Below are 23,737 nucleotides of genomic sequence, written 5' to 3' on the forward strand. Positions count from 1 at the left end.
CGCCTCGTCGTCGACTGGCTCCTCGGTCATCAGCCCTTCGAGATCCGCTCCTGGTTCTCGCGGATCTTCCCGAGCCTCGCCTGCATCTCCTGGGCGAGGGCGCGATCCTTCTCGATCACCTCCGGCGGCGCCTTGGCGACGAAGCCCGGATTGCCGAGGCGCTTCTCGAGCTTTTCGAGGTCGATGGCGAGCTTCTGCTCCTCCTTGGCGAGCTTCGCGAGGAGCTCGGCGCGATCGACGAGACCGGTGATTGGCAGCCGGAGCTCGACGCCCCGGACGAGCACGGAGGGGCTCTCCTCGGGCCAGCCCTTCGCCCTGGGGACGAAGGCCTTCACCTTGGCGAGGCGGCCCAGCCAGATGGCGCGATCCTCGAGCCACGAGGCGGTCGCGGCATCGGCGTCGAAGTAGAGCTCGACCTCGGCGCCCTCCGGCACCGAGAGCTCCACCCGCAGCGAGCGCACGGCCTGGACGATCTCGATCAGCGTGTCGAAGCGGTCGGCCTCGGCGTCCTCCATGCGATCGGGATCCGGCGAGGGATAGGCCGCGATCATCAGGGAGGCCGGGTCGCCCTCGGCCCGCGGGAGCTTCTGCCAGATCTCCTCGGTGACGAAGGGCATGAAGGGATGCAGGAGGCGCAGGCTGCCGTCGAGGACGTCGCGGAGCACGCGGGCCGACGCGGCCTTCTCCTCGGGCGTCCCCTCGTAGAGCCGGGGCTTCACGAGCTCGATGTACCAGTCGCAGAGCTCGCGCCAGATGAACTGGTAGACGCGGTTCGAGGCCTCGTTGAAGCGGAAGGACTCGAGCGCCTCGATCACCTCGGCGGAGGCGCGGTGGAAGCGCGTGAGGATCCAGCGATCCGCGTCGGAGATCATCGCCTCGTCGAGGGGCCTCGACATGTCGACGGCGCCCATATGGAGCATCGAGAAGCGGGCGGCGTTCCAGATCTTGTTGGCGAAGGCCTTGTAGCCCGCCACGCGCTCCAGGGAGAGCTTGATGTCGCGGCCCTGCGCCGTCATCGCGGCGAGGGTGAAGCGCAGCGCGTCGGCGCCGTACTTCTCGGTGACCTCGAGGGGATCGATCACGTTCCCCTTGGTCTTCGACATCTTCTCGCCCTTCTCGTCCCGGACCATCGGGTGGAGGAAGACGGTCTGGAAGGGCACCTTCCCCATGAAGTGGAGGCCCATCATCATCATCCGGGCGACCCAGAAGAAGATGATGTCGAAGCCGGTCTCCATCACGGTGGTGGGATAGAAGGTCTCGAGGGACTTGGTCTGCTCCGGCCAGCCGAGGGTCGAGAAGGGCCACAGGCCCGACGAGAACCACGTGTCGAGGACGTCGTCGTCCTGGCGCAGCTCGGCCTTGCCGCAGGTCCCGCAAGCCGCCGGGGCCTCGCGGGCCACGTTGACGTGCCCGTCGGCGCAGTACCAGGCGGGGATGCGGTGGCCCCACCAGAGCTGGCGGCTGATGCACCAGTCGTGGATGTCGCGCATCCACGACATGTAGGTGTTGGTCCAGCTCTCGGGGATGAAGACCGTGTCGCCCTGCTCCACCGCTTCGATCGCGGGCTTCGCGAGGGGCTCCATCTTCACGTACCACTGCGTGGAGAGCCAGGGCTCGACCACCGTGTTGCAGCGCTGGCAGCGGCCGAGCGGGAGAATGTGCTCCTTCTCGCCGCGCGCGAGGCCGAGCTCGGCGAGCTTCTCCTTCACCGCCGCACGGGCCGCGAAGCGATCCATGCCGGCGAAGGGGCCGCCGTTCTCGTTGAGCTTCCCGGTCGCGTCGAGGACGTTGATCATCTCGAGGCCGTGGCGCTTGCCCACCTCGAAGTCGTTGAAGTCGTGGGCGGGCGTGATCTTCACCGCGCCGGTGCCGAAGGCGGGATCCACGAGGATCGAGTCGCCGACGATCGGGATCTCACGGTCGGCGAACGGGTGTTTCACCGTCTTACCGATGAGCCCCTTGTAGCGCTCGTCGTCGGGGTGCACGGCCACCGCGGTGTCGCCGAGCATGGTCTCGGGACGGGTGGTGGCGACGACGATCTCGCCGGAGCCGTCCGAGAGCTGGTAGGCGAACTCGAAGAGCTCGCCCTTGGCGCCCTCCTCGTGCTCCACCTCGAGGTCGGAGAGCGCGGTCCGATCGTTCGGGCACCAGTTGATCAGCCGGCTGGCCTGGTAGATCAGGCCCTCCTCGTAGAGGCGGACGAAGACCTCCCTGACGGCCTTCGAGAGCCCGTCGTCCATGGTGAAGCGCTCGCGCTCCCAGTCGGCTGAGGCGCCCAGGACCTCGAGCTGCTTCGTGATGCGGCTGCCGTACTTCTCCTTCCACGCCCAGATCCGCTCCAGGAACTTCTCGCGGCCCAGGTCGTGGCGGGAGAGGCCCTCGGTCTTCTTGAGCTCCCGCTCCACGATCATCTGCGTGGCGATGCCCGCGTGATCCACGCCAGGCAGCCACATGGCGTTGAAGCCGCTCATCCGCTTCCAGCGGGTGAGGACGTCCTGGAGCGTGACGAAGACGGCGTGGCCCATGTGCAGGGAGCCGGTCACGTTCGGCGGCGGCATCACGATGGAGAACGGGGGCTTGTCGGAGCTCTCGTCCGCGTGGAAGAGGCCGCGCTCGAGCCAGAAGCGGTACCAGCGCTGCTCGACGTCGCCGGGCTCGTAGCCCTTGGGAAGCTCGGGGTGGGTCTGGGTGGTCATGGTCGCAGAGAAAAGCAGGCCGCCCGAGCGCGTCAAGCGCTTCGTGGCGGCCGTCGAAGGGGATCCGTACGAAACGGGCGCCCGAGGCGCCCGCGTGAGGGCCTCAGGCGCCGATCTTCCGCTCGCGCACCAGGCGCTCGAGCTCGTCTTTGATGATGGTCTCGGCGAGCTGGGGCACGACCTCCCAGGCGATCCGCTCGATCACCTCGCGGGCGACCGCGGCCACCTGCTGCCGGAGGAGCGCCTCGGCGACCTGCGGGACCACTTCCCAGCCGATCTTCTCGACGAGGTCGCGGGGGACGGCGCCAGCGGTGGACTCGACCGCGGCGGCGGCAGCCTGGGCAGAAACAGGGGCGACCTCAGCGACGCGTGCAGCCGGGGCAGCAGGTGCGACCGGGGCAGCAGGTGCGACCGGGACAGCCGGGGTGACCGGTGCAACCGGGACAACCGGAACAGCCGAGGCGACCGGCGCAACCGGGTCAGCAGGTGCGACCGGGACCGCCGGGGCGACCGGTGCATCCGGGGTAACCGGGGCGGGCGGATCCACGTCGAGATCTTCGAAGCTCTCGACCTGCGGATCCGTGTTCGCCGGGAGCCCGCCAAAGATCGACTCCGGCGCATCGAGGGCGAACCCGCCGATGCCCATGCCGGCCGTCGTCGCCACCGGCTGGAACGCGTTCGCGGGTCCGGCGCTCTGGAAGACGCCGAAGAGCGAACCTTCGGCGATCTCCTTCGTAGGGGCCGCCGGGGCGGCGCTCCCGCTCGGATTCGAGAGGATCGTGGTCTCGAGCTCGATCGACCCGCCCTCGGAGAGCCAGCCCTCGTTTGCGTCGACTGGGTCGTCGAGAGAAATCTCCTCCTCGAGACCGCCATTCGATGGAGCGGCGATCTGGACGGTCGGCTCCTCCGGGAGCTCAATCTCGAGGTTGGCCTCCGGCAGCGCCGAAAGGTCGACCTCGGCAGGGGCGGCCGGTCCTGCCGACAGGTCGATGTCGGGGATCGCCTCCGGACCCGCCGAGAGGTCGATCTCGGGGATGGCCGCCGACCAATCGTCATCCAGGTTGCCCGAGAACGTCGGCTCCTCGAGCTCGCCCCACACGACGCCGTCCGAGGACGCATCCGGCTCCGGGGAGGCAGCCGGCGTCACGACCGATGCAGCGAACGGCTCGGCCATCGTCGCGGCGACCGGGGCAGCGACGGGCGCGGCGATCGGCGGAGCGGCCGGGGCCCCGACCGGCGAGGCCATCGGCGCGGCGACCGGAGAGGCGACCGAGAACGGCGAGGAGAAGGACACGCCGGGCTTTGCCACCGGCGGGAGCATTCCGCCCATGGGCGTACCGCCCGCGGGGAACGAGGGCGCCCCGGGCGGCTCGAACAGGGGAGTGGGCCGAGGCGACGAGACGGGCCCAAGCGGCGCGCCCCCGAACACCGACGGTCCGGCCGCCGGCACCGGCGTCGACGCCGCCGCCACACCGGGGAACGTTGGCACCGACGGGGCCAGGGGGGCCGCCACCGGTGCCGAGATCGGGCGCGGAGGAGCTGCCGGCTGCGGCTGCAGCCCCGCAGGGACCGGGATCGTCGGGATGCGAGGGCCGGTCGCGGCCGGAGCCGCCACCGCGGGGGCCTGCTCCCCGCCGCCGGCGAGCTTCCGCACCGCTTCGATGAACGCGGCGGTCTCGAAGGGCTTGGAGAGCCGCCCGTCCGCCCGGACCATCCGGGCCCGCTCCTCGTCGAAGTCCTCGAAGGCCCCCGAGAGGAGGAGCACGGGGATGTGCTGCGTGGCGGGATCGGACTTCAGCGCGTGGCAGACCTCGTAACCGGTCTTGCCCGGCATCACCACGTCGGCGACGACGATCGCCGGCCCGAGCTCCCGCGCCTTCGCGATGGCGTCGTCGCCGTTGGTCACCGCGGCGACCGTGAGGTTCTCGTGGGCGACAGTGATCGAGACCACCTTGTGCATGGTGATCGAGTCGTCCGCGAGCAGCAGCGTGCGGGCCATCCTGGCTCTCCCGGCAATGCGGTTTTCGCTAACGAAAACGTGCGAAAGTGGGAATCCATCCTCCACAAGACCCGGCCATTGTCAACGTTTGGGATGCGGCGGTTCACCGTTCCCGAGGCCGGCGGAAGGCCTCCCGGCCCCCGAAATTCAGCAGGTTGCCCCCTTCGCTCGAGGCTCCTAGACTCCCGGCCCATGGCTACCCGATCCGATGAAAGACTCGAGGCGCTCCTCCGCGAGAGCGCCCGCTCCCTCGATGCTGGCAACCTCGACGAATCCCTTGCCCGCGCCGAGGAGGCCGTCGACCTCGCCCCGCGCTCGGGAGCGGCCCACTGCGCCAAGGCGGAGGCCCTGGCGGCCCTCGATCGCGACGAAGAGGCCATCTCCTCCTTCGATCGCGCCATCGCCCTCGACAAGAACGACCTCGACGCGATCTGGGGCGCAGCCGAGCTCTTCGTCACGCGCATGGGCGAGGATCCCGCCGTGCTGGAGCGGGGCCTGACCCTCTGCCGCCGGGGCGCGAAGATCGCCCGCAGGCGCGGCGAAGAGGAGATCGCCGCCGAGCTCTCCTTCCTGGAGGCGATCGCGCTCTCGGCCCTCGGCGAGCCCGCCGCCGCCCTTACCCTTCTGGACGAGGTCCGCGGAATCCTCGGTGACGATCCCGAGCTGCTGCTCGAGAGGGCCTTCGCCCTCTTCGAGCTCTGCCGCTTCGACGACGTGCAGCAGGAGCTCGAGAGCCTGCTCCGCGAGGAGCCGGACCTGGCGTGGGCCCACCATTACCTGGGCCTGGTCGCCGAGCGCAGCGACGACCTCCGTCTCGCCGAGAAACACTTCGCCAAGGCGAGGGAGCTCTCCCCCGAGGACTTCCCGGAGCCGGTTCGCCTCACCGAGACCGAGTTCGACGAGGTCGTCGAGGAGGCGCTGAAGGAGCTGCCGGATCAGGTGCGCCGCTACCTCTCCAACGTCGCCATCGCCGTCGAGCCGCTCCCGCGTCTCGAGGAGATCCAGGGTCCGGATCCGCTCTCCCCATCCATCCTCGGCGTCTTCCGAGGCAGCCCGCTCAAGGACAAGGGCACTTTCGACCCCTGGTCCCACTTCCCGAACTCGATCGTCCTCTACCAGCGGAATCTCGAGCGCTTCGCCGTCGACCGAGAGGAGCTGATCGACGAGATCGGCGTCACCCTCCTCCACGAGGTGGGTCACTTCCTCGGCTTCGACGAGGACGACCTTCGCGAGCGCGACCTGCACTGAGCTTCGCCGAGGGGCGCGATCCCAAGGGATCGCGCTCCGAATCCCGCGGCTGATCAACGCGAGCCGAAAGGCTTCGCCGGCACGCTCCTCACGTAGGCCCAGAGGGCGTGGAGCTCCGTTTCGTCCAGGTTCCGGAAGTTCTTCCACGGCATGAAGGGGTCGAGCTCGCGCCCGTCGGGCCGCCTCCCCTCCCGGAGAGCGCGAACGAAGTCCGCCTCCGTCCACTTGCCGATCCCGGTCGCCTCGTCGGGCGTGAGGTTCGCCGGCACCGGCAGGCTCGCCGGCGCGCCGGGCGGCGGGCCCCCGCCGAGCCCTTCGCCATGACACCCCTGGCACTGGACCTTCGCGAGGTATCGCCCGTACTCCTTCGTCGCCTCCGGCTCGGAGACGGCCTCCCTCGGCGCCGCGTGGTCGATCGAGTTCGCGGCCAGCAGAGGAAAGACCTCGAGCGCCGTGAGCACGTACAGCAGGGGCTTGATCCGGTGGGGCGGGAGCTCCCGATCGACCGGTGCGGCCGTCTTCGCGAAGGCGATGATCGCGGACAGATCCCGATCGCTGAGGAAGTAATACTCGTTCGCCGGCATGATGACGATGGGCCTGCCGTCCCGCTTCACGCCGTGGCGGATGGCCCGCACCCAGTCCGCATCGCGGAATCCCTCGACCACCGATCCCCTACCCAGGGTGATGTTCGGTGCGTAGAGAGAGCCGAGCGCCGGATCGTCGAGGACGACCCCTCCACCCAGATCCGCGCCGTGGCACTCCGCGCACCCGCGGGCCGCCAACAGTCTCCTCCCCTCCTCGATCACCTCCGGTTTGGAGCCGATGGCGAGAGGCTCGTCGGGCACCTGGTGGACCCGCGCCATCGCGCGCTTCGCGACCAGGACGGCACCCCCCACCCCGATCGACGCTACGAGCAACAACCCCAATACGGCGATTCCCACCCACTTCGCGATGCGACGCATGTGTGTCCCCCAACCACAAAAACCGACGCCGCCTTTGACACGCTACGCACCTCCCCGATCAATCGAAATCGCGAAAAAAGAAGGCCGGGTGGTCGCGTGGTGAACGCGACCATCCGGCCTTCTTTGAAGCTTAGGTAGTCGAGCGGAGCCTTACTCTCCCGCTGCGAGCACCGATTCGACCTCGGCGACAACGTCGACGGGCGTCTCCACCTCGATGTCGAGGTGCTTGTAGGAGCCGACGCCGGTGCCGGCGGGGATGAGCCGGCCCATGATGACGTTCTCCTTCAGGCCGCGCAGGTAGTCGACCTTGCCGGAGATCGCCGCCTCGGTGAGCACCTTGGTGGTCTCCTGGAACGACGACGCGGAGATGAACGACTCGGTGGAGAGCGACGCCTTGGTGATACCGAGGAGGAGGGGCTCACCCTGGGCAGCGCGTCCGCCCTCGGTCTCCACCCGCTCGTTCTCCTCTTCGAAGACGAACTTCTCGACCTGCTCGTCGATGAGGAAGTTGGTGTCGCCCACGTCGGTGATCCGCACCCGGCGGAGCATCTGCCGGACGATGACCTCGATGTGCTTGTCGTTGATCTTCACGCCCTGCAGCCGGTAGACCTCCTGGATTTCGTCCACGAGGAAGGCCGAGAGCTCCTGGGCACCGAGCACCTTGAGGATGTCGTGCGGGTTCGCCGCGCCGTCCATCAGGGCCTCGCCAGCCGTGACCCGGTCGCCCTGGTGCACGCTGATGTGCTTGCCCTTGGAGATCAGGTACTCCTTGGCGAGCTCGGGCCGCTGCTTGCCGTCCACCTCGGGGGTGACGACGACCTTGCGCTTGCCCTTGGTGTCCTTGCCGAAGGAGACCACGCCGTCGATCTCGGAGATGACCGCGAACTCCTTGGGCTTGCGGGCCTCGAAGAGCTCGGCCACCCGGGGGAGACCACCGGTGATGTCCTTGGTCTTCGTGGTCTCGCGGGGCATACGGGCGAGGACGTCGCCAGGGCCGATCTCGTCCTCGTGGGCCACGTTGATGTTCGCGCCCACGGGGAGGAAATAGCGAGCCTCCTGGTCGGTGCCAGGGAGGAGCATCGCGTTGCCCTGGGCGTCCTTCAGCGTGATCCGCGGGCGGCTGTCCGCGTCCTTCGACTCGATCACGACCTTCCGGGAGAGACCGGTCACCTCGTCGAGCTGCTCCGACATGGTGACGCCTTCGACGATGTCGTCGAACTGCACGGTACCGCCGACCTCGGTGAGGATCGGCATCGCGTACGGATCCCACTCGGCCAGGAGCGAGGCGGGCTCGACCTTGTCGCCCTCCTTCACCAGGAGCTTCGCGCCGTAGACCACGGTGTAGCGCTCACGCTCGCGACCCGAATCGTCCACGATGATGAGCGCGCCGTTGCGGTTCATGGTGACGAGCGAGCCGTCGTTGCGGGTCACGGTGTGGAGGTTGAAGAACTTGATCGTACCCGCGGTGCGGTTCTCGATCGTCGACTGCTCCGCCCGCCGCGACGCCGCACCACCGATGTGGAAGGTGCGCATCGTGAGCTGGGTACCCGGCTCGCCGATGGACTGGGCGGCGATGACGCCCACGGCCTCGCCCACGTTCGCCTTGCGGCCACGGGCCAGGTCGCGGCCGTAGCACTCCTGGCAGATCCCGCGGCGGGCCTGGCAGGTGAGCACGGAGCGGATCTTCACGCGGTCGATGCCGGCGTTCTCGATCTTGTGGACGTTGCTCTCGTCGATCTCCTCGTTGGAAGCGACGAGCACCTCGCCCGTGACCGGGTCGAGGACGTCTTCGAGGGCCACGCGGCCGAGGATGCGCTCGCCCATGGGCTCGATGATCTCGCCGCCCTCGATGAGCGAGGAGGCGACGATGCCGTCCATGGTGCCGCAGTCCACCTCGTTGATGATCGCGTCCTGGGCGACGTCGACGAGGCGGCGGGTGAGGTAACCCGAGTTCGCGGTCTTGAGAGCGGTATCGGCCAGACCCTTTCGAGCACCGTGCGTGGAGATGAAGTACTGCAGCACGGTGAGACCCTCACGGAAGTTCGCCGTGATGGGGGTCTCGATGATCTCGCCCGAGGGCTTGGCCATCAGGCCTCGCATACCGGCGAGCTGCCGGATCTGCTGCGCGGAGCCTCGGGCACCCGAGTCGGCCATGATGAAGATCGGGTTGAACGACGGCTGCCGCCGCTCCTCACCGTCCCGGGTCGCCACCTCGGTGGAGATCTGGGTCATCATCTCGCTGGCGACCTCCTCGGTCACCTGCGCCCAGATGTCGATCACCTTGTTGTAGCGCTCGCCGTCGGTGATCAGACCCTCGAGGTACTGCTCCTCGATCTCCTTGACCTCCTTCTGCGCGTCGTCGAGGAACCTCGCCTTCGCGCTCGGGATGATCATGTCCTTGAGGGCAACCGAGATGCCGGCCTTCGTCGCGTTGTTGTAGCCGACGGTGCGGAGCCGGTCGGCGAGGAGGACGGTCTCCTTCTCGCCCGAGAGGCGGTAGCAGATGTCGATGAGGCCGCCGAGCTCCTTCTTGCCGAGCACGCGGTTGTAGACCGAGAACTCGATGGCCGACGGCATGATCTCGGCGAGGAGCACGCGACCCACGGTGGTGTCGGTGCGCTTGCCGTCCATCCGGCAGATGATCTTCGCCTGGAGATCGACCTCGCCGTGATCGTACGCGGCGCGGACCTCCTCGGGATCCGAGAAGATCTTGCCCTCGCCCTTGGCGAACTCGCGAGCGCGCGTCATGTAGTAGACGCCGAGCACGATGTCCTGGGTGGGGACGATGATGGGCTTGCCGCTGGCGGGCGAGAGGATGTTGTTCGTGCTCATCATGAGCACGCGGGCCTCCATCTGCGCCTCGATGGAGAGCGGCACGTGGACGGCCATCTGGTCGCCGTCGAAGTCGGCGTTGAACGCCGCGCAGACCAGCGGGTGAAGGCGGATCGCCTTGCCCTCGGTGAGCACGGGCTCGAACGCCTGGATGCCCAGACGGTGCAGGGTCGGCGCACGGTTCAGGAGAACCGGGTGCTCCTTGATCACCTCTTCCAGGATGTCCCAGACCTCGGGGCGCTCCTTCTCCACCATCTTCTTCGCGGACTTGATGGTGGTGACGTAGCCCTTCTCTTCGAGCTTGTTGTAGATGAACGGCTTGAAGAGCTCGAGGGCCATCACCTTCGGCAGACCGCACTGGTGGAGCCGCAGCTCCGGGCCCACCACGATCACGGAGCGGCCGGAGTAGTCGACGCGCTTGCCGAGGAGGTTCTGGCGGAAGCGGCCCTGCTTGCCCTTGAGCATGTCAGAGAGCGACTTCAGCGGGCGCTTGTTGGGGCCGGTGATGGTCTTGCCGCGGCGGCCGTTGTCGAAGAGCGCGTCCACCGCCTCCTGCAGCATCCGCTTCTCGTTGCGGATGATGATGTCGGGGGCGTTGAGCTCCTGGAGCCGCTTGAGGCGGTTGTTCCGGTTGATCACCCGGCGATAGAGATCGTTCAGATCCGAGGTGGCGAAGCGGCCGCCGTCTAGCGGGACGAGCGGACGGAGATCCGGCGGGATCACCGGGATCACCTCGAGCATCATCCACTCGGGCTTGTTGCCGGAGTCCTTGAAGGCCTCCATCACCTTGAGGCGCTTCGCGAGCTTCTTGCGCTTGGCGTCCGAGGTGGCCTCGCGCATGTCCTTGCGCAGCTCCTCGCAGAGCGGGTTGACGTCGATCTTGCGGAGCAGCTCACGGACGGCCTCGCCGCCCATGCCGGCGTCGAAGGCCTCATCGCCCAGCTCGTCCTGAAGCTTCCGGTAGCGATCCTCGGACAGGAGCTCACAGGGCTCCAGATCCGTGTTCTTCGGATCGATCACGATGTAGGACTCGCAGTACAGCACCTTCTCGAGGTCCTTGAGCGTGATGTCGAGGATGTTTCCAATCCGGCTCGGGAGCGACTTCAGGAACCAGATGTGCGCCACGGGGGTGGCCAGCGTGATGTGGCCCAGCCGCTCGCGACGAACCTTCGACTGGATCACCTCGACGCCGCACTTCTCGCAGACGACGCCACGGTGCTTCATGCGCTTGTACTTGCCGCAGTTGCACTCGTAGTCCTTCACCGGCCCGAAGATCTTGGCGCAGAAGAGGCCGTCACGCTCCGGCTTGAACGTCCGGTAGTTGATCGTCTCGGGCTTCTTGACCTCGCCGTGGCTCCACTGCCGGATCTTGTCCGGGGACGCCAGCGAGATGCGGATGGCCGAGAAAGAGAGCGGATCCTTCGGCTTCTCGAAGAAATTGAAGATGTCCTTCATGTCCTGCCTCCCACGGGGCGGAGGGATCGATCATGCGATCCGCCCGCCCGGGAAATCGATTGCACTTCGGCGACGATCCTGGAGAGCGCGGCCTCTTCCCGGGGCCGCGCCCTTCGCTAGAACCCGCTCGCCTTGCGCGGCTCCGCTGCCTGCTTCTCGCCCTCTGCCTCGGCCGGCGTCGACTCGAGGAGCTCCACGTCGAGCCCGAGGCTCTGGAGCTCCTTGATCAGCACGTTGAACGACTCGGGGAGACCGGACTCGAGGACGTTGTCGCCCTTGACGATCGCCTCGTACATCCTCGTGCGGCCCACCACGTCGTCGGACTTGACCGTGAGGAACTCCTGCAGCGAGTACGCCGCGCCGTAGGCCTCCATCGCCCAGACTTCCATCTCTCCGAGGCGCTGGCCGCCGAACTGGGCCTTGCCGCCGAGGGGCTGCTGGGTGACGAGGGAGTACGGCCCGATGCTCCGGGCGTGGATCTTCTCGTCGACGAGGTGGTGCAGCTTGAGCATGTACATCACGCCGACCGTGACGTCCTGGTCGAACGGCTCGCCGGTGCGGCCGTCGAAGAGGATGCTCTGCCCCGTCTCCTTCAGACCGCCCTGCTTCAGGAGGTCGACGATCTCGGTCTCGACGCCACCGTCGAAGACCGGGCTCGCCACGTGGATGCCGTTCTTCAGGCGACGACCGAGCTTGATGACCTCGTCGTCCGGCAGCTCGTCCAGGAAGGCCGCGAGCTCCTTGCCCGGATAAGTGGCCTTGAGCTCCTTGCGGACGGCGGCGCCACCTGCCTTCTCGGCCATCTCGGCGAGCTTCAGGCCCATGCCGCGGGCTGCCCAACCCAGGTGCGTCTCCATGATCTGCCCGATGTTCATACGGGAGGGAACGCCCAGGGGGTTGAGGACGATGTCCACCGGCGTGCCGTCGACCAGGTAGGGCATGTCCTCTTCCGGGAGGATCCGGGAGACGACACCCTTGTTTCCGTGGCGGCCTGCCATCTTGTCGCCGACGCTGAGCTTGCGCTTGATGGCCACGTAGATCTTGACCATCTTGATGACGCCAGGAGGCAGCTCGTCGCCCTTCTTCAGGCGGGAGATCTTCTCGCCGAAGACGAGCTTGATCACCTCGCGCTGCTCCTCGAACGACGCGACCACCTTGCGCACCAGGTCCTCGGTGCCGTCGGTGACGATCTCGGGCCAGTACTTCTGGGGGACGCCAGCGAGGACGGAAGCCGAGAGCTCGGTGCCCTTCTCGAGGAGCGTCTGACCCTTGTCGTCGACGAGCTTGGCGGAGGTCTTCTTGCCGCCGAGCATCCGGGCGATCTTCGCGTAGGCGGAGTCGCGGAGGATCTTGATCTCGTCGTTCTGGTCCTTGAGGAGCTTGGCCTCTTCGGCCGCCTCGATCTCCTTGGCGCGCTCGTCCTTGTCGACGCCCTTGCGCGAGAAGACCTTGGCGTTGATCACCGTGCCGACCACGCCGGGGGGCACGCGGAGCGAGCTGTCGCGGACGTCGCCGGCCTTCTCGCCGAAGATCGCGCGGAGGAGCTTCTCCTCGGGGGAGAGCTGGGTCTCGCCCTTCGGCGTGATCTTGCCGACGAGGACGTCACCGGGCTGCACCTCGGCGCCGATCCGGATCATGCCGGCCTCGTCGAGGTCCTTCATGGCCTCCTCGCCGACGTTCGGGATGTCGCGGGTGATCTCTTCCTTGCCGAGCTTGGTGTCGCGAGCGACGCACTCGAACTCCTCGATGTGGATCGAGGTGAAGAAGTCCTCCTTGGAGATCCGCTCGGAGAGCAGGATGGAGTCCTCGAAGTTGTAGCCCTGCCACGGCATGAACGCGACGACCACGTTCTGGCCGAGGGCGAGCTCGCCCGTCTCGGTGGACGGACCGTCCGCCAGCACGTCGCCCTTCCGGACCCGGTCGCCCTTGCGGACGATCGGCTTCTGGTTGATGCACGTGTTCTGGTTCGAGCGCGTGTACTTGATGAGGTTGTAGATGTCGACCTCGGAGCCCACGTCGGTCACCGAGGCCGGCACGTCGGCCTTCACCACGATGCGGCCCGCGTCGACGGACTCCACGATGCCGTCCCGCTTCGCCACGGCGCAGACGCCGGAGTCGCGGGCGACCGTGCCCTCGATCCCCGTGCCGACCAGCGGCGCGTGGGTGCGGAGGAGCGGCACCGCCTGGCGCTGCATGTTCGAGCCCATGAGCGCGCGGTTCGCGTCGTCGTTCTCGAGGAACGGGATCAGCGAGGCCGCCACCGACACCAGCTGGTTCGGCGAGACGTCCATCAGCGAGACGTCCTCGGGACGGGCGTTCACGAACTCGCCACGGCCCTTGCGGCAGGACACCGTCTCCTCGCTGAAGGAGCCGTCATCCGCCAGGAGGGAGTTCGCCTGGGCGATGGTGTGCTTCTCCTCCTCGAGGGCGGAGTAGAAGGTCACTTCGGCGCTGGCCTTGCCGTCCTCGCAGCGGCGGTACGGCGTCTCGACGAAGCCGTACTCGTTCACGCGGGCGAAGGTCGACAGCGAGGCGATCAGACCGATGTTCGGGCCTTCCGGCGTCTCGATGGGGCAGATGCGGCCGTAGTGTGTCGGGTGGACGTCGCGGACCTCGAAGCCCGCGCGCTCGCGGGTGAGGCCGCCAGGCCCGAGGGCCGAGAGACGCCGCTTGTGCGTGACCTCGGAGAGCGGGTTCGTCTGGTCCATGAACTGCGACAGCTGCGACGAGCCGAAGAACTCCTTGATCACCGCCGTCACCGGCTTGGCGTTGATCAGGTCGTGCGGCATCAGCGTCTCGATCTCCTGGAGCGACATCCGCTCCTTGATCGCACGCTCCATGCGCACCAGACCGATCCGGTACTGGTTCTCGAGGAGCTCGCCCACCGCCCGGACGCGACGGTTGCCGAGGTGGTCGATGTCGTCGATGTTGCCGTGGCCGTTCTTGAGATCGACCAGGACGCGAACGGCCTCGAGGACGTCCCGCTTGGTGAGGACTGGGGTGTCGAGGGCCTCGCGCTCCTCCTCCGGGAGACGGTCGTGGAGCCGGTAGTTCAGCTTGAGCCGGCCCACCCGCGAGAGGTCGTACCGCTCGGAGTTGAAGAAGAGGTTGAGGAAGAGGTTCGTCGCGGTCTCGGGGGTCGGCGGATCGCCGGGCCGGAGGCGCTTGTAGATCTCCATGATCGCCTCCTCGGGCGAGGAGACCTTGTCGAGCATCAGCGTGTTGCGCAGGTGCGGGCCGACGTTCAGGTTGTCGATGAAGAGAACCTTGAACTCGTTGACGCCGCGGGCCCGGAGCTCCTCCACCGCCTCGGAGCTGACCTGGTCGTTGACCTCGAGGAGGACCTCGCCGGTGCTCTCGTCCACGACGTCGTGGGCGGCGACCTTGGTCCAGAGCTCGTCCGGATCGAGGGGCAGCCGGTCGATCCCTGCAGCCTCGATCTTCTTGATCGCGCCGGAGGTGAACTTCCGGTTCTTCTTGACGATCACCTCACCCGTCTTCGGGTTGACGATGTCGTGGGTCGCGCGCTGGCCCTTGAGGAGCTCGAGCTCCACCGACTTGCTGAACTCGTCCTTCTTGGAGCCGAGGAAGATCGTCTCGGTGTCGTAGAAGTAGTTGAGCATCTCCTCGGCGGTGCCATTCCACTCGATCGGCTTGCGCTTCGCCGTGTCGGGGACGCCGCCGAGCGCGCGCAGGAGGACCGTCACCGGCAGCTTCCGGCGGCGATCGATGCGCACGTAGAGGATGTCCTTGTGGTCGAACTCGAAGTCGAGCCACGAGCCGCGGTACGGGATGATCCGCGCGTTGTAGAGCAGCTTCCCCGAGGAGTGGCTCTTGCCCTTGTCGTGGTCGAAGAAGGCGCCCGGCGAACGGTGGAGCTGGCTCACCACCACGCGCTCGGTCCCGTTGATGATGAACGTACCGTTCACCGTCATCAGCGGGATCTCGCCGAAGTAGACCTCCTGCTCCTTCACGTCGCGGATCGACTGCGCGCCGGTGGTCTCGTCCTTGTCCCAGACAACCAGACGGACGACGACCTTGATCGGAGCCGAGTACGTCATGCCACGCTGGTGGCACTCGTCGACGTCGTACTTCGCCTTCTCGAGATGATACGAGACGAACTCGAGGGAGCTGGTCTCGTTGAAATCCTTGATGGGGAAAACCGACTTGAAGACGCCCTGAAGCCCAGTATCCTCCCGCTTTTCCGCGGGCACGTCGACCTGTAGGAACTGGTCGTAGGATTGCTTCTGGATGTCGATCAGGTTGGGGATGTCGATGATCTTCTGGATCTTCGCAAAGCTCTTGCGAATCCGGAAGTTGTTCTGGATCGTCGGCGCCATCTAGCGGTCGCTCCCCTTGACAGGCTGGGTTCTCCGCCGCGCCCACATCATCGGGACGACGAGCCACGGCGGCTCAAACTCGAACGGCGCTGGCGGAAGCGGGATCCCCGCTACCGCCAGCGCTTCATGCGTACTTCCGGATCCTGCTGGCGGAAACCGGAATTACTTGATCTCCACGGTCGCGCCGGCGGCCGTGAGGATCTCCTTCATCTTGGCGGCCTCTTCCTTGTTCACGCCTTCCTTGACGGTCTTGGGCGCGGCCTCGACGAGATCCTTGGCCTCCTTGAGGCCCAGGCCGGTGATCGTACGGATCTCCTTGATCACGTTGATCTTCTTGTCGCCGGCGTTGGCGAGGATGACGGTGAACTCCGTCTGCTCCTCGGCGGGGGCCGCAGCGGCGCCGCCAGCGGCGGGCATCGCCATCATCGCGGGAGCAGCGGCGGAGACGCCCCACTTCTCCTCGAGGGTCTTGACGAGCTCGGCGGCCTCCATGACGGTGAGGCTCGAGAGCTGCTCAACGATCGCGTTCAGATCTGCCATTTCTTCATCCTTCACTGCGGGGCCTGGGCGCCAACACGGGCTGCAACCGGCCCCCTGAGATAGTTTCGAACCAGACGACTAGGAAGCCTTCTCGAGCTGCTCCTTGCGCGCACCGACCGCGCGAGCCAACTGCTGACCCGGCGTGGCGATGAGGCGTGCGAGCTTGCTCGCGGGGGCGTTGATCATTCCGACCAGCATGCCCCTCAGCTCGTTGATGCCCGGCATCTTGGCGAGCGCCTCGATACCCTTGCCGTCGATCTTCTTACCTTCGACGACAGCCATCTTGAGCTTGAACTTCTCTTCCTTCCCCTTGGCGAACTCGGCGATCACCTTTGCAGGCGTTACCGGGTCGGCGCCCAGGATCAGGACGACAGGTCCCTTGAAGCCGTCAGCGATCTTCTCGACGCTGGTGCCCTGCGCAGCGCGCTTGGCGAGCGTGTTCTTGACGACCTTGTACTCGACCTGGCTCTCCCGACACTTCTTGCGAATGTCGGTCACCGTCGCCACGTCGATGCCGCTGAACTCCGCGATGATCGCGATGCTCGCGTCCTTCATCTTGCCGTGGAGCTCGGCGATCTGCTGCTCCTTAATTGCACGTTCCACTTGACCTTCACCTCCTTCCACGAACGGATTCCTGGCCAAGTGGCAGCGGAGCAGGCAAAAACTTCCGGACGCCGACTTTCGTGCGGCGCCTCCGCCCGTCTCGGCAGGCATCGGGCCAATAAAAGCGCCCGAAGCTTAGGTCCGCGATCGCCTCAACCGCGCCGCCCGCCCCTGCAGGAGCGATTCGCACGGGCACGGGATGAGGGCTCTCTCGGACGCCTGCTGTCTTTGACCAGCAAAGTTGCGGCGCGGTCTCTATCCGCGCCGCCCCAAAATTGCAAGTGTGATCTGCTGGGGCTAGCCCTTGAACGCGGCGGAGACGGCCACCGGGTCCAGCTTCACCGCCGGTCCCATCGTGGACGACAGCGAGGCCCCGCGGAAGTAGACGCCCTTCGCGGTGGACGGCTTGAGCCGCATGATCGTCGCGATCAGCTCGCTCACGTTGGCGGCGATCGAGGTGGCGTCCATCGAGATCTTGCCGACGGGGGCGTGGATGATACCCGCCTTCTCGACGCGGAACTCGATCTTACCGGCCTTCGCCTCGCGCACCGCGCGGGTCACGTCGACAGTCACCGTGCCCACCTTCGGGTTCGGCATCAGGCCGCGGGGACCGAGGACCCGACCGAGCTTACCGACGACGCCCATCATGTCGGGGGTCGCGATGGCGGTGTCGAAGTCGAGGAAGCCCTCCTCGATCCGCTTCGCGAGGTCGTCGGAGCCGACGATGTCCGCACCGGCGGCCTCTGCCTCGCGGGCCTTCTCGCCCTTGGCGAAGACGGCGACCTTCACGGTCTTGCCGGTGCCGTGGGGGAGGACCACCGCGCCACGGACCATCTGATCCGCGTGGCGGGGATCGACGCCGAGGTTGATCGCGATGTCGACGGACTCGTCGAACTTCGCGACCTTGAGCTCCTTCACCAGAGCCACGGCCTCGTCGATCGTGTAGCGCTTGCTGCGGTCGACCTTCTCGGCGACCTTGCGGAACTTCTTTCCCTGCTGAGCCATGTTCGCAATCTTTCGCAGCGAACCGCAGGACCCTGCTCTTCCAGGGCCCGGACGCGGTCCGAAAGAGGTCAGTCGACGATCTCGATGCCCGCCGAGCGCGCGGTACCCGCGAGGCTCTTCATGCATGCCTCGATCGAGCCGGCGTTGGTGTCCTGGATCTTCATCTTCGCGATCTCCTCGAGCTTGGCGCGGGAGACCTGACCGACCTTCTCCTTGCCGGGACGATGAGAGCCGGAGCCCTTCTTCTTCTCGGTGTGGAGGCCGGCGGCCTTCTTGAGGAGGGCGGAAGCCGGAGGGGTCTTGAGGATGAAGCTGAACGAGCGATCGGCGTAGATCGTGATCACGACGGGGATCATCATCCCGTCCTTGATCATCGGCTGGGTCGCTGCGTTGAACTCCTTGCAGAAGCCCATGATGTTGACGCCGTGCTGACCGAGCGCGGGGCCGACCGGCGGGGCGGGGTTCGCCTTGCCGGCAGGGATCTGGAGCTTTACCTGCCCCGTGACCTTCTTTGCCATTGCGTGACTCCGTGGTTCGAGCGGCCGCCGGCTTCATCCGCCGCCGGCCTCCCACCTGGGTGAGGTTGTTACTGGGTTGCTACTGGGACTTCTCGACCTGCATGAAGTCGAGCTCGACCGGGGTGGCCCGGCCAAAGATCGAGACCAGGACGCGGAGGCGGCCCTTTTCGGCGTTGACCTCCTCGACCGATCCATTGAATCCGGAGAAGGGTCCGTCCGTGACGCGGATCGAATCACCCGTCTCGAACTGGACTTTGGGCTTGGGCTTGAGGGTCCCCTCGGAGATCTGGGAGGTCAGTCGCTCGACCTCCCCACGGGAGATCGCCGGGACGTCCTCTGGCGTCTTTCCGCCTCCGACGAAGCCGGTCACCTTGGGCGTGCTCTTCACCAGGTGCCAGCTCGCCGCCCCCATCTCCATCTCGACGAGGATGTAGCCCGGGAAGAACTTGCGCTTGGAAGTGCGCTTCTCCCCCTTCACCATCTCCACGACCTGCTCGGTCGGGATCAGGATCTCGCCGAACTGCTCCTCGAGCTTGAACTGACGGATCCGCTCCTCGATGGATTTGCGAACCTTGTTCTCGAAGCCCGAGTAGGTGTGGACTACGTAGTACTTTTTGGCCATGGCGCTCTTTCGGCGCGGGGGCCACCCGCGAGGAGCTTACGCGAAGAGGCCCTGCGCCCAGTGAATCCCCGACGGGATCCAGTCGGTCATCACCTTCGCCGAGACGGCGTCCATCACGCCGAGCAGGCACGCGGCCACGAGGGTGACGATCACCACCGCGCCGGTCGCCGCCCGAATCTCGGGGAAGGTCGGCCAGGTGACCCTGCGGAGCTCACCGGCGATGTCCTGGCCAGCGCCCTGCGCCTTCGGATTGAGCCAGAGGGCGATCGCGCCCGCCGCGGCGACCACGATGCCGATCAACCACGAGAGGGCGACGCCACCGAAGAGCTCGGCATTGCCGACGCCCAGCGCGGAGAGAGCCGCGTCACCGATACGGTGGAAGACGTAGGATGCGCTGGTGCCGATGACGATGAAACCGATGGCGAGGAGCCGCTGGTTGCTCATTTGGATCCTGGTCCTAGATGCTCCGTCTAGGCGGGAAAGGTTTGGCACGCCAGGAGGGATTCGAACCCCCAACCCGCGGTTTTGGAGACCGCTGCTCTACCGTTGGAGCTACTGGCGTACTGGAGCTTACTTCGTTTCCTTGTGCTCGGTGTGCGTGCGGCACCGCGGGCAGAACTTGCTGAGGACCAGCTTGTCCGTCTGCTTCCGCTTGTTCTTGTCCGTGGTGTAGTTCCGCTCCTTGCAGACCGTACACTCGAGCGTGATGATCGTCCGGTTACCCATGACTCGTCCTTCCCTCGCCGAGGGGCCACTGCCGGCCCGTATTATCGGAGGGCTCGGATGAAGCCGCCCGGAAACCCGCATGGGGCCCCGGGCGGTTGGAACAACATCGTGCCCCCTCAGCGCATTCGCGCCGCAGGGCGCTATTTCGTTATTCGATGACCTCGGCCACGACGCCGGCGCCGACCGTCCGACCACCCTCTCGGATGGCGAAGCGGAGCTCCTTCTCCATCGCGATCGGGGTGAGCAGCTCGACCGTCACGCCGATGTTGTCACCGGGCATGACCATCTCCGTCCCCTCGGGCAGGGTCACCGCGCCGGTGACGTCCGTGGTCCGGAAGTAGAACTGCGGCTTGTAGCCCTTGAAGAACGGCGTGTGACGACCGCCTTCCTCCTTGGTCAGCACGTAGATCTCCGCCTTGAACTTCTTGTGCGGCGTGATCGAGCCGGGCTTCGCCATGACCTGGCCGCGCTCCACGTCCTCGCGCTTCAGGCCGCGGACCAGGGCGCCGATGTTGTCGCCCGCCATGCCCTCGTCGAGGAGCTTGCGGAACATCTCGACGCCGGTGACCACGGTCTTCTGCGTGGGGCGAAGGCCGACGATCTCGACCTCCTCGCCGACCTTGACCCGGCCGCGCTCGACGCGACCCGTGACCACGGTTCCACGACCCGAGATCGAGAACACGTCCTCGACCGGCATCAGGAAGGGCTTGTCGATCTGACGCTCGGGCTGCGGGATGTAGGAGTCGACCTCGGACATGAGCTGGAGGATCGCCTTCTCGCCGAGCTCGCCCGAGTCACCCTCGAGGCCCTTGAGCGCCGAGCCCTTGACGATCGGGGTCTTGTCACCGGGGAAGTCGTACTCGGTGAGGAGGTCGCGGACCTCCATCTCGACCAGCTCGAGGAGCTCGGGGTCGTCCACCATGTCGCACTTGTTGAGGAAGACGACGATGTAGGGGACGCCGACCTGGCGGGCGAGGAGGATGTGCTCGCGAGTCTGGGGCATCGGGCCGTCAGCAGCCGAAACCACGAGGATCGCGCCGTCCATCTGCGCCGCGCCCGTGATCATGTTCTTCACGTAGTCGGCGTGGCCCGGGCAGTCCACGTGGGCGTAGTGGCGGTTCTCGGTCTCGTACTCGACGTGCGAGGTGGAGATCGTGATGCCGCGCTCGCGCTCCTCGGGAGCCTTGTCGATCGAACCGTAGTCCATCGCCTGGGCGAAGCCCTTGGTCGAGAGAACCTTGGTGATCGCAGCGGTCAGCGTCGTCTTGCCGTGATCGACGTGCCCGATGGTGCCGATGTTCGCGTGCGGCTTCTTGCGCTCGAACTTTTCCTTGGACATCTGCCGCCTCCATTCCGATTGCTTGCGGAGAAATTGGGGCCCTCGACCGGGATTGAACCGGTGACCTCGTCCTTACCAAGGACGCGCTCTACCGACTGAGCTACGAGGGCATCAGGTGAAGATTGGAGCGGGAAACGGGACTCGAACCCGCGACCCTCAGCTTGGAAGGCTGACGCTCTACCAACTGAGCTATTCCCGCATATGTCGTGCTGCGTTCTGCGGATACTGCTTGAAAACTTTGGTGGAGGGGGAAGGATTCGAACCTTCGTAGGCTGTTGCCGGCAGATTTACAGTCTGCTCCCTTTGGCCGCTTGGGTACCCCTCCATGGAGTCCCGATTCGATTTTCGATGGAGCTGGCGGCGGGGATCGAACCCGCGACCTGCCGCTTACAAGGCGGCTGCTCTACCAACTGAGCTACACCAGCGCGGCTCGGCGAACCCCGCCAACAGCGCTACCATCTTCTGCCGTTACGCGGGGTTGCCCACGAACAGCGTGCGGTGGGGCTTGTAAAGGGAACGGCAGATCCAAGTCAAGAGAGAAAAGTGTCCCAAACCGCTCGATCCCGTCCGTAGGGATCAAGCCCCGGCCGCGCGGCGCTGCCGTGCGACCTCGTACAGCAGAATCGACGCGGCGGAAGAGGCGGAGAGGCTGCTCGCGCCCTTGCCGCCCATCGGGATCGTCACCAGGCGATCGCAGCGCTGGCGCGTGAGGGGGCGCATCCCCTTGCCCTCGCTCCCGATGACCAGGCAGACGGGTCCGCGAAGGTCCACGCGGTCGCAGGGCTCGGCGTCGAGGTCGGCTCCGATGATCCAGACGCCGGCCTCCTTGAGCTCGTCGAGGGTGCGCGCCAGGTTGGTCGCCCGCGCCACGGGCAGGTGGGCGGATGCCCCTGCGCTCGCCTTGATCGCCGCCGGCGTCAAGCCGACTGCGCGATCCTTTGGAATGATCACGCCGTGGCCGCCCAGCGCGTGTGCGGCGCGAAGGGCGGTACCCAGGTGGACCGGATCCTGGACCTGGTCGAGGGCCACCAGCAGCGGAACCTCGCCGCGCCCGTGGGCCAGCGCCAACAGGTCCTCGGGCTCCGCGTACCGGACCTCCTGGACCTCGGCCACGATCCCCTGGTGGACCTCGCCCTCGGCGAGGCGGGCCACGCGCTCACGCGGGAGCTGCTCGACCCGCACGCCCGCGTTACGGGCGAGCTCGTAGATCCGATCGAGGTCGTGGACCCGTGCGCCCTGGGCGACGAAGATGCACTCGATCGAGCCGGGCTGCGCGAGCAGCAGCTCGATCACCGGATTGACGCCGTGTACGAAGGCCATCAGTCGACGACGACCGCTACGGAGACCTGCTCGGTGGTCCGCATGCAGGCTTCGGCCACGCAGACGAAGAACGTGAGGTCGGCGTCGATGGCGCCCTTCCCCGCTTCGTCCTTGGCGGCGAAGGGGATCTCGAAGACCGGACCCTCCTTCTCCACCCGGGCGCTGTCCTCGTAGGCGAGCTCCGTCTTCGGGAGGGTCACCGGACCGGAGGCCTCGAGGGTGGCGCGGAAGGGCGTCTCGGCCTTGACTCGGGCGCCGTCCACGGGGCGGATCGCGAGCTGCAGCGTCCCGTTCTGGCCCTGCTTCACTTCGATCGGCGCGGCGCTGGTCTCGACGCGGTAGAGGGTCTTGGGATCGGGCGGCTCCGAGGGGGCCGCCGCCTTGTCCTTGCAGCCGGCGAGGAGCGCGGCGAGAGCGAGGGAGCAGGCCAGGAGCGTGGGGGTTCGATTGAATCGCATGGGACCGGGATACTAACGAATCGTGACCGCCCGCGCGACGTTCGCTTTCTGGCGCGCCCGAGCTACCGGGCCTTGCGCCCCTTCCGCGCCCCCTCGCCTCCCAGCTCCTCGGCCCGCGGCGGCTGGGGTAGCGGCGGATGGGCTCGCTTCTCGGCCCGGCCCAGGCGGACCAGGCGGGCGGCGTGCTCGACGATGGGCGTGGCGAGGTCGAGGCCCGTGGCGTCCTCGAGATCCTTGAGGCCCGGCGAGCTGTGGACCTCGAAGACCTCCGCCCTCCCCTCGTGATCGAGCATGTCCACGGCGGCCAGCTCGAGATCCATGAGGCGGGCAGCGCGGACCGCCGTCTGCACGAAGTGCGAGGGGAGCTTCACGGGCTCGAACTTCGCCCCCTTGCCCAGGGTGCGACGCATCCGCCCGACCTTGGGGATTCGCCGGACGGCACAGACGACGCGCCCTCCCACCACCAGCGCGCGGAGGTCCTTGTCCTTCGCGTCCTGGACGTACTGCTGCACCACGAGGTTCTGGCCCAGGCCGAGGATCGCCTCGAGGGCCGCCTCCAGCGAGTGCATGGTCTCGCAGACCATCACGCCCTGGCGCTCGCCGCCCTGGAGGAGCTTGACCAGGACGGGCACTCCGCCCACCAGCGGGACCATCTCCTTGATGGCGCGGGGATCGCGGGCCATCAGCGTGGGCGGCACGCAGATGCCGTTTCCGGCGAGGAGCTGGAGCGAGCGCATCTTGTTGCGGCTCCGGGCGATCGACTCGGCGTCGTTCAGCAGCACCGCGCCGGTGAGCGCGAGGTGGTTCACCACGGCGAGGCCGAACGGCGCGATCGACTGCGCGATCCGCGGGATCACCACGTCCGCCGCGGGGACTGGCTTGCGGCGGTAGTAGAGATGCGGGCGCTTTCCGTCGAGGTGCATCTCGCAGTCGACCGGATCGAGGACACGCACCGTGATCCCGCTGGCGCGCGCCGCTTCCACGAGGCGCCTCGTGGAGTAGATCGAGGCGGATCGGGAGAGGATCAGCAGGCGGATCGGCGACGCGCGGCGCATCTCCGTCGTCTACCACGTC

General features: G+C 66.9%; 17 protein-coding genes and 5 tRNA genes. 1 reads left to right on the forward strand and 21 read right to left on the reverse strand.

What is annotated here, in order from left to right; genetic code table 11:
* Positions 1–29: 29 nt before the first annotated feature.
* Complete coding sequence (locus AKJ08_RS10100) at positions 30–2,696, reverse strand: valine--tRNA ligase (protein ID WP_082343410.1); 2,667 nt, start codon at positions 2,694–2,696, stop codon at positions 30–32.
* Positions 2,697–2,799: 103 nt separating this feature from the next.
* The gene (locus AKJ08_RS20645; protein ID WP_050725957.1) at positions 2,800–4,695 is read right to left on the reverse strand and encodes a response regulator; all 1,896 of its coding nucleotides are present in this window, start codon (positions 4,693–4,695) and stop codon (positions 2,800–2,802) included.
* 192 nt (positions 4,696–4,887) lie between these two features.
* Between AKJ08_RS20645 and AKJ08_RS10110 the strand changes: the two genes are divergently transcribed.
* Positions 4,888–5,943: a metallopeptidase family protein gene (locus tag AKJ08_RS10110; RefSeq protein WP_050725958.1), complete on the forward strand. Its 1,056-nt coding sequence runs from the start codon at positions 4,888–4,890 to the stop codon at positions 5,941–5,943.
* 53 nt (positions 5,944–5,996) lie between these two features.
* On the opposite strand, the gene AKJ08_RS10115 is transcribed toward AKJ08_RS10110, so the two are convergent.
* The 19 genes from AKJ08_RS10115 to AKJ08_RS10205 all read right to left on the reverse strand — a co-directional run bounded on the left by AKJ08_RS10115 (position 5,997) and on the right by AKJ08_RS10205 (position 23,718).
* Complete coding sequence (locus AKJ08_RS10115; protein WP_082343032.1) at positions 5,997–6,905, reverse strand: c-type cytochrome; 909 nt, start codon at positions 6,903–6,905, stop codon at positions 5,997–5,999.
* Between the two features lie 150 nt (positions 6,906–7,055).
* On the reverse strand, positions 7,056–11,192 hold the full coding sequence (rpoC, locus tag AKJ08_RS10120) for a DNA-directed RNA polymerase subunit beta' (protein ID WP_050725960.1): 4,137 nt from the start codon (positions 11,190–11,192) through the stop codon (positions 7,056–7,058).
* 116 nt (positions 11,193–11,308) lie between these two features.
* Positions 11,309–15,532, reverse strand: coding sequence for a DNA-directed RNA polymerase subunit beta (gene rpoB, locus AKJ08_RS10125; protein ID WP_050725961.1), 4,224 nt, complete (start codon positions 15,530–15,532; stop codon positions 11,309–11,311).
* Positions 15,533–15,694: 162 nt separating this feature from the next.
* Positions 15,695–16,072, reverse strand: a complete 378-nt coding sequence (gene rplL / locus AKJ08_RS10130) for a 50S ribosomal protein L7/L12 (protein ID WP_050725962.1) — start codon at positions 16,070–16,072, stop codon at positions 15,695–15,697.
* A 78-nt stretch (positions 16,073–16,150) separates the two neighbouring features.
* Positions 16,151–16,675, reverse strand: a complete 525-nt coding sequence (rplJ, locus tag AKJ08_RS10135) for a 50S ribosomal protein L10 (protein WP_050725963.1) — start codon at positions 16,673–16,675, stop codon at positions 16,151–16,153.
* Between the two features lie 297 nt (positions 16,676–16,972).
* Positions 16,973–17,680, reverse strand: a complete 708-nt coding sequence (rplA, locus tag AKJ08_RS10140; RefSeq protein ID WP_050725964.1) for a 50S ribosomal protein L1 — start codon at positions 17,678–17,680, stop codon at positions 16,973–16,975.
* Between the two features lie 68 nt (positions 17,681–17,748).
* Entirely contained in the window at positions 17,749–18,198 is a 450-nt protein-coding gene (gene rplK / locus AKJ08_RS10145) for a 50S ribosomal protein L11 (RefSeq protein ID WP_050725965.1), read from the reverse strand.
* 79 nt (positions 18,199–18,277) lie between these two features.
* Positions 18,278–18,820: a transcription termination/antitermination protein NusG gene (gene nusG / locus AKJ08_RS10150; RefSeq protein ID WP_050725966.1), complete on the reverse strand. Its 543-nt coding sequence runs from the start codon at positions 18,818–18,820 to the stop codon at positions 18,278–18,280.
* Positions 18,821–18,856: 36 nt separating this feature from the next.
* Positions 18,857–19,264, reverse strand: a complete 408-nt coding sequence (gene secE / locus AKJ08_RS10155; protein ID WP_050725967.1) for a preprotein translocase subunit SecE — start codon at positions 19,262–19,264, stop codon at positions 18,857–18,859.
* A gap of 42 nt (positions 19,265–19,306) precedes the next feature.
* A tRNA-Trp gene (locus AKJ08_RS10160) sits at positions 19,307–19,382 on the reverse strand.
* Positions 19,383–19,390: 8 nt separating this feature from the next.
* Positions 19,391–19,546, reverse strand: coding sequence for a 50S ribosomal protein L33 (gene rpmG, locus AKJ08_RS10165; RefSeq protein ID WP_050725968.1), 156 nt, complete (start codon positions 19,544–19,546; stop codon positions 19,391–19,393).
* Positions 19,547–19,694: 148 nt separating this feature from the next.
* Positions 19,695–20,885 carry an elongation factor Tu gene (gene tuf / locus AKJ08_RS10170; RefSeq protein ID WP_050725882.1) on the reverse strand — a complete coding sequence of 397 codons (1,191 nt, stop codon included), beginning with the start codon at positions 20,883–20,885 and terminating at the stop codon, positions 19,695–19,697.
* A 34-nt stretch (positions 20,886–20,919) separates the two neighbouring features.
* A tRNA-Thr gene (locus AKJ08_RS10175) sits at positions 20,920–20,995 on the reverse strand.
* A 13-nt stretch (positions 20,996–21,008) separates the two neighbouring features.
* Positions 21,009–21,084: transfer RNA gene (locus AKJ08_RS10180), tRNA-Gly, on the reverse strand.
* 40 nt (positions 21,085–21,124) lie between these two features.
* Positions 21,125–21,210 (reverse strand) — tRNA-Tyr (locus tag AKJ08_RS10185).
* 24 nt (positions 21,211–21,234) lie between these two features.
* Positions 21,235–21,310 (reverse strand) — tRNA-Thr (locus AKJ08_RS10190).
* A gap of 151 nt (positions 21,311–21,461) precedes the next feature.
* Positions 21,462–22,205 carry a 23S rRNA (guanosine(2251)-2'-O)-methyltransferase RlmB gene (rlmB, locus tag AKJ08_RS10195; RefSeq protein ID WP_050725969.1) on the reverse strand — a complete coding sequence of 248 codons (744 nt, stop codon included), beginning with the start codon at positions 22,203–22,205 and terminating at the stop codon, positions 21,462–21,464.
* Positions 22,205–22,663, reverse strand: coding sequence for a hypothetical protein (locus AKJ08_RS19280; RefSeq protein WP_050725970.1), 459 nt, complete (start codon positions 22,661–22,663; stop codon positions 22,205–22,207). Before AKJ08_RS19280 ends, rlmB begins: the two co-directional genes overlap by 1 nt.
* Before the next feature lie 62 nt (positions 22,664–22,725).
* On the reverse strand, positions 22,726–23,718 hold the full coding sequence (locus AKJ08_RS10205; RefSeq protein ID WP_240475290.1) for an ATP-grasp domain-containing protein: 993 nt from the start codon (positions 23,716–23,718) through the stop codon (positions 22,726–22,728).
* Between the last annotated feature and the right edge of the window lie 19 nt (positions 23,719–23,737).

This window comes from Vulgatibacter incomptus (genome assembly GCF_001263175.1).
Lineage (GTDB): Bacteria > Myxococcota > Myxococcia > Myxococcales > Vulgatibacteraceae > Vulgatibacter > Vulgatibacter incomptus.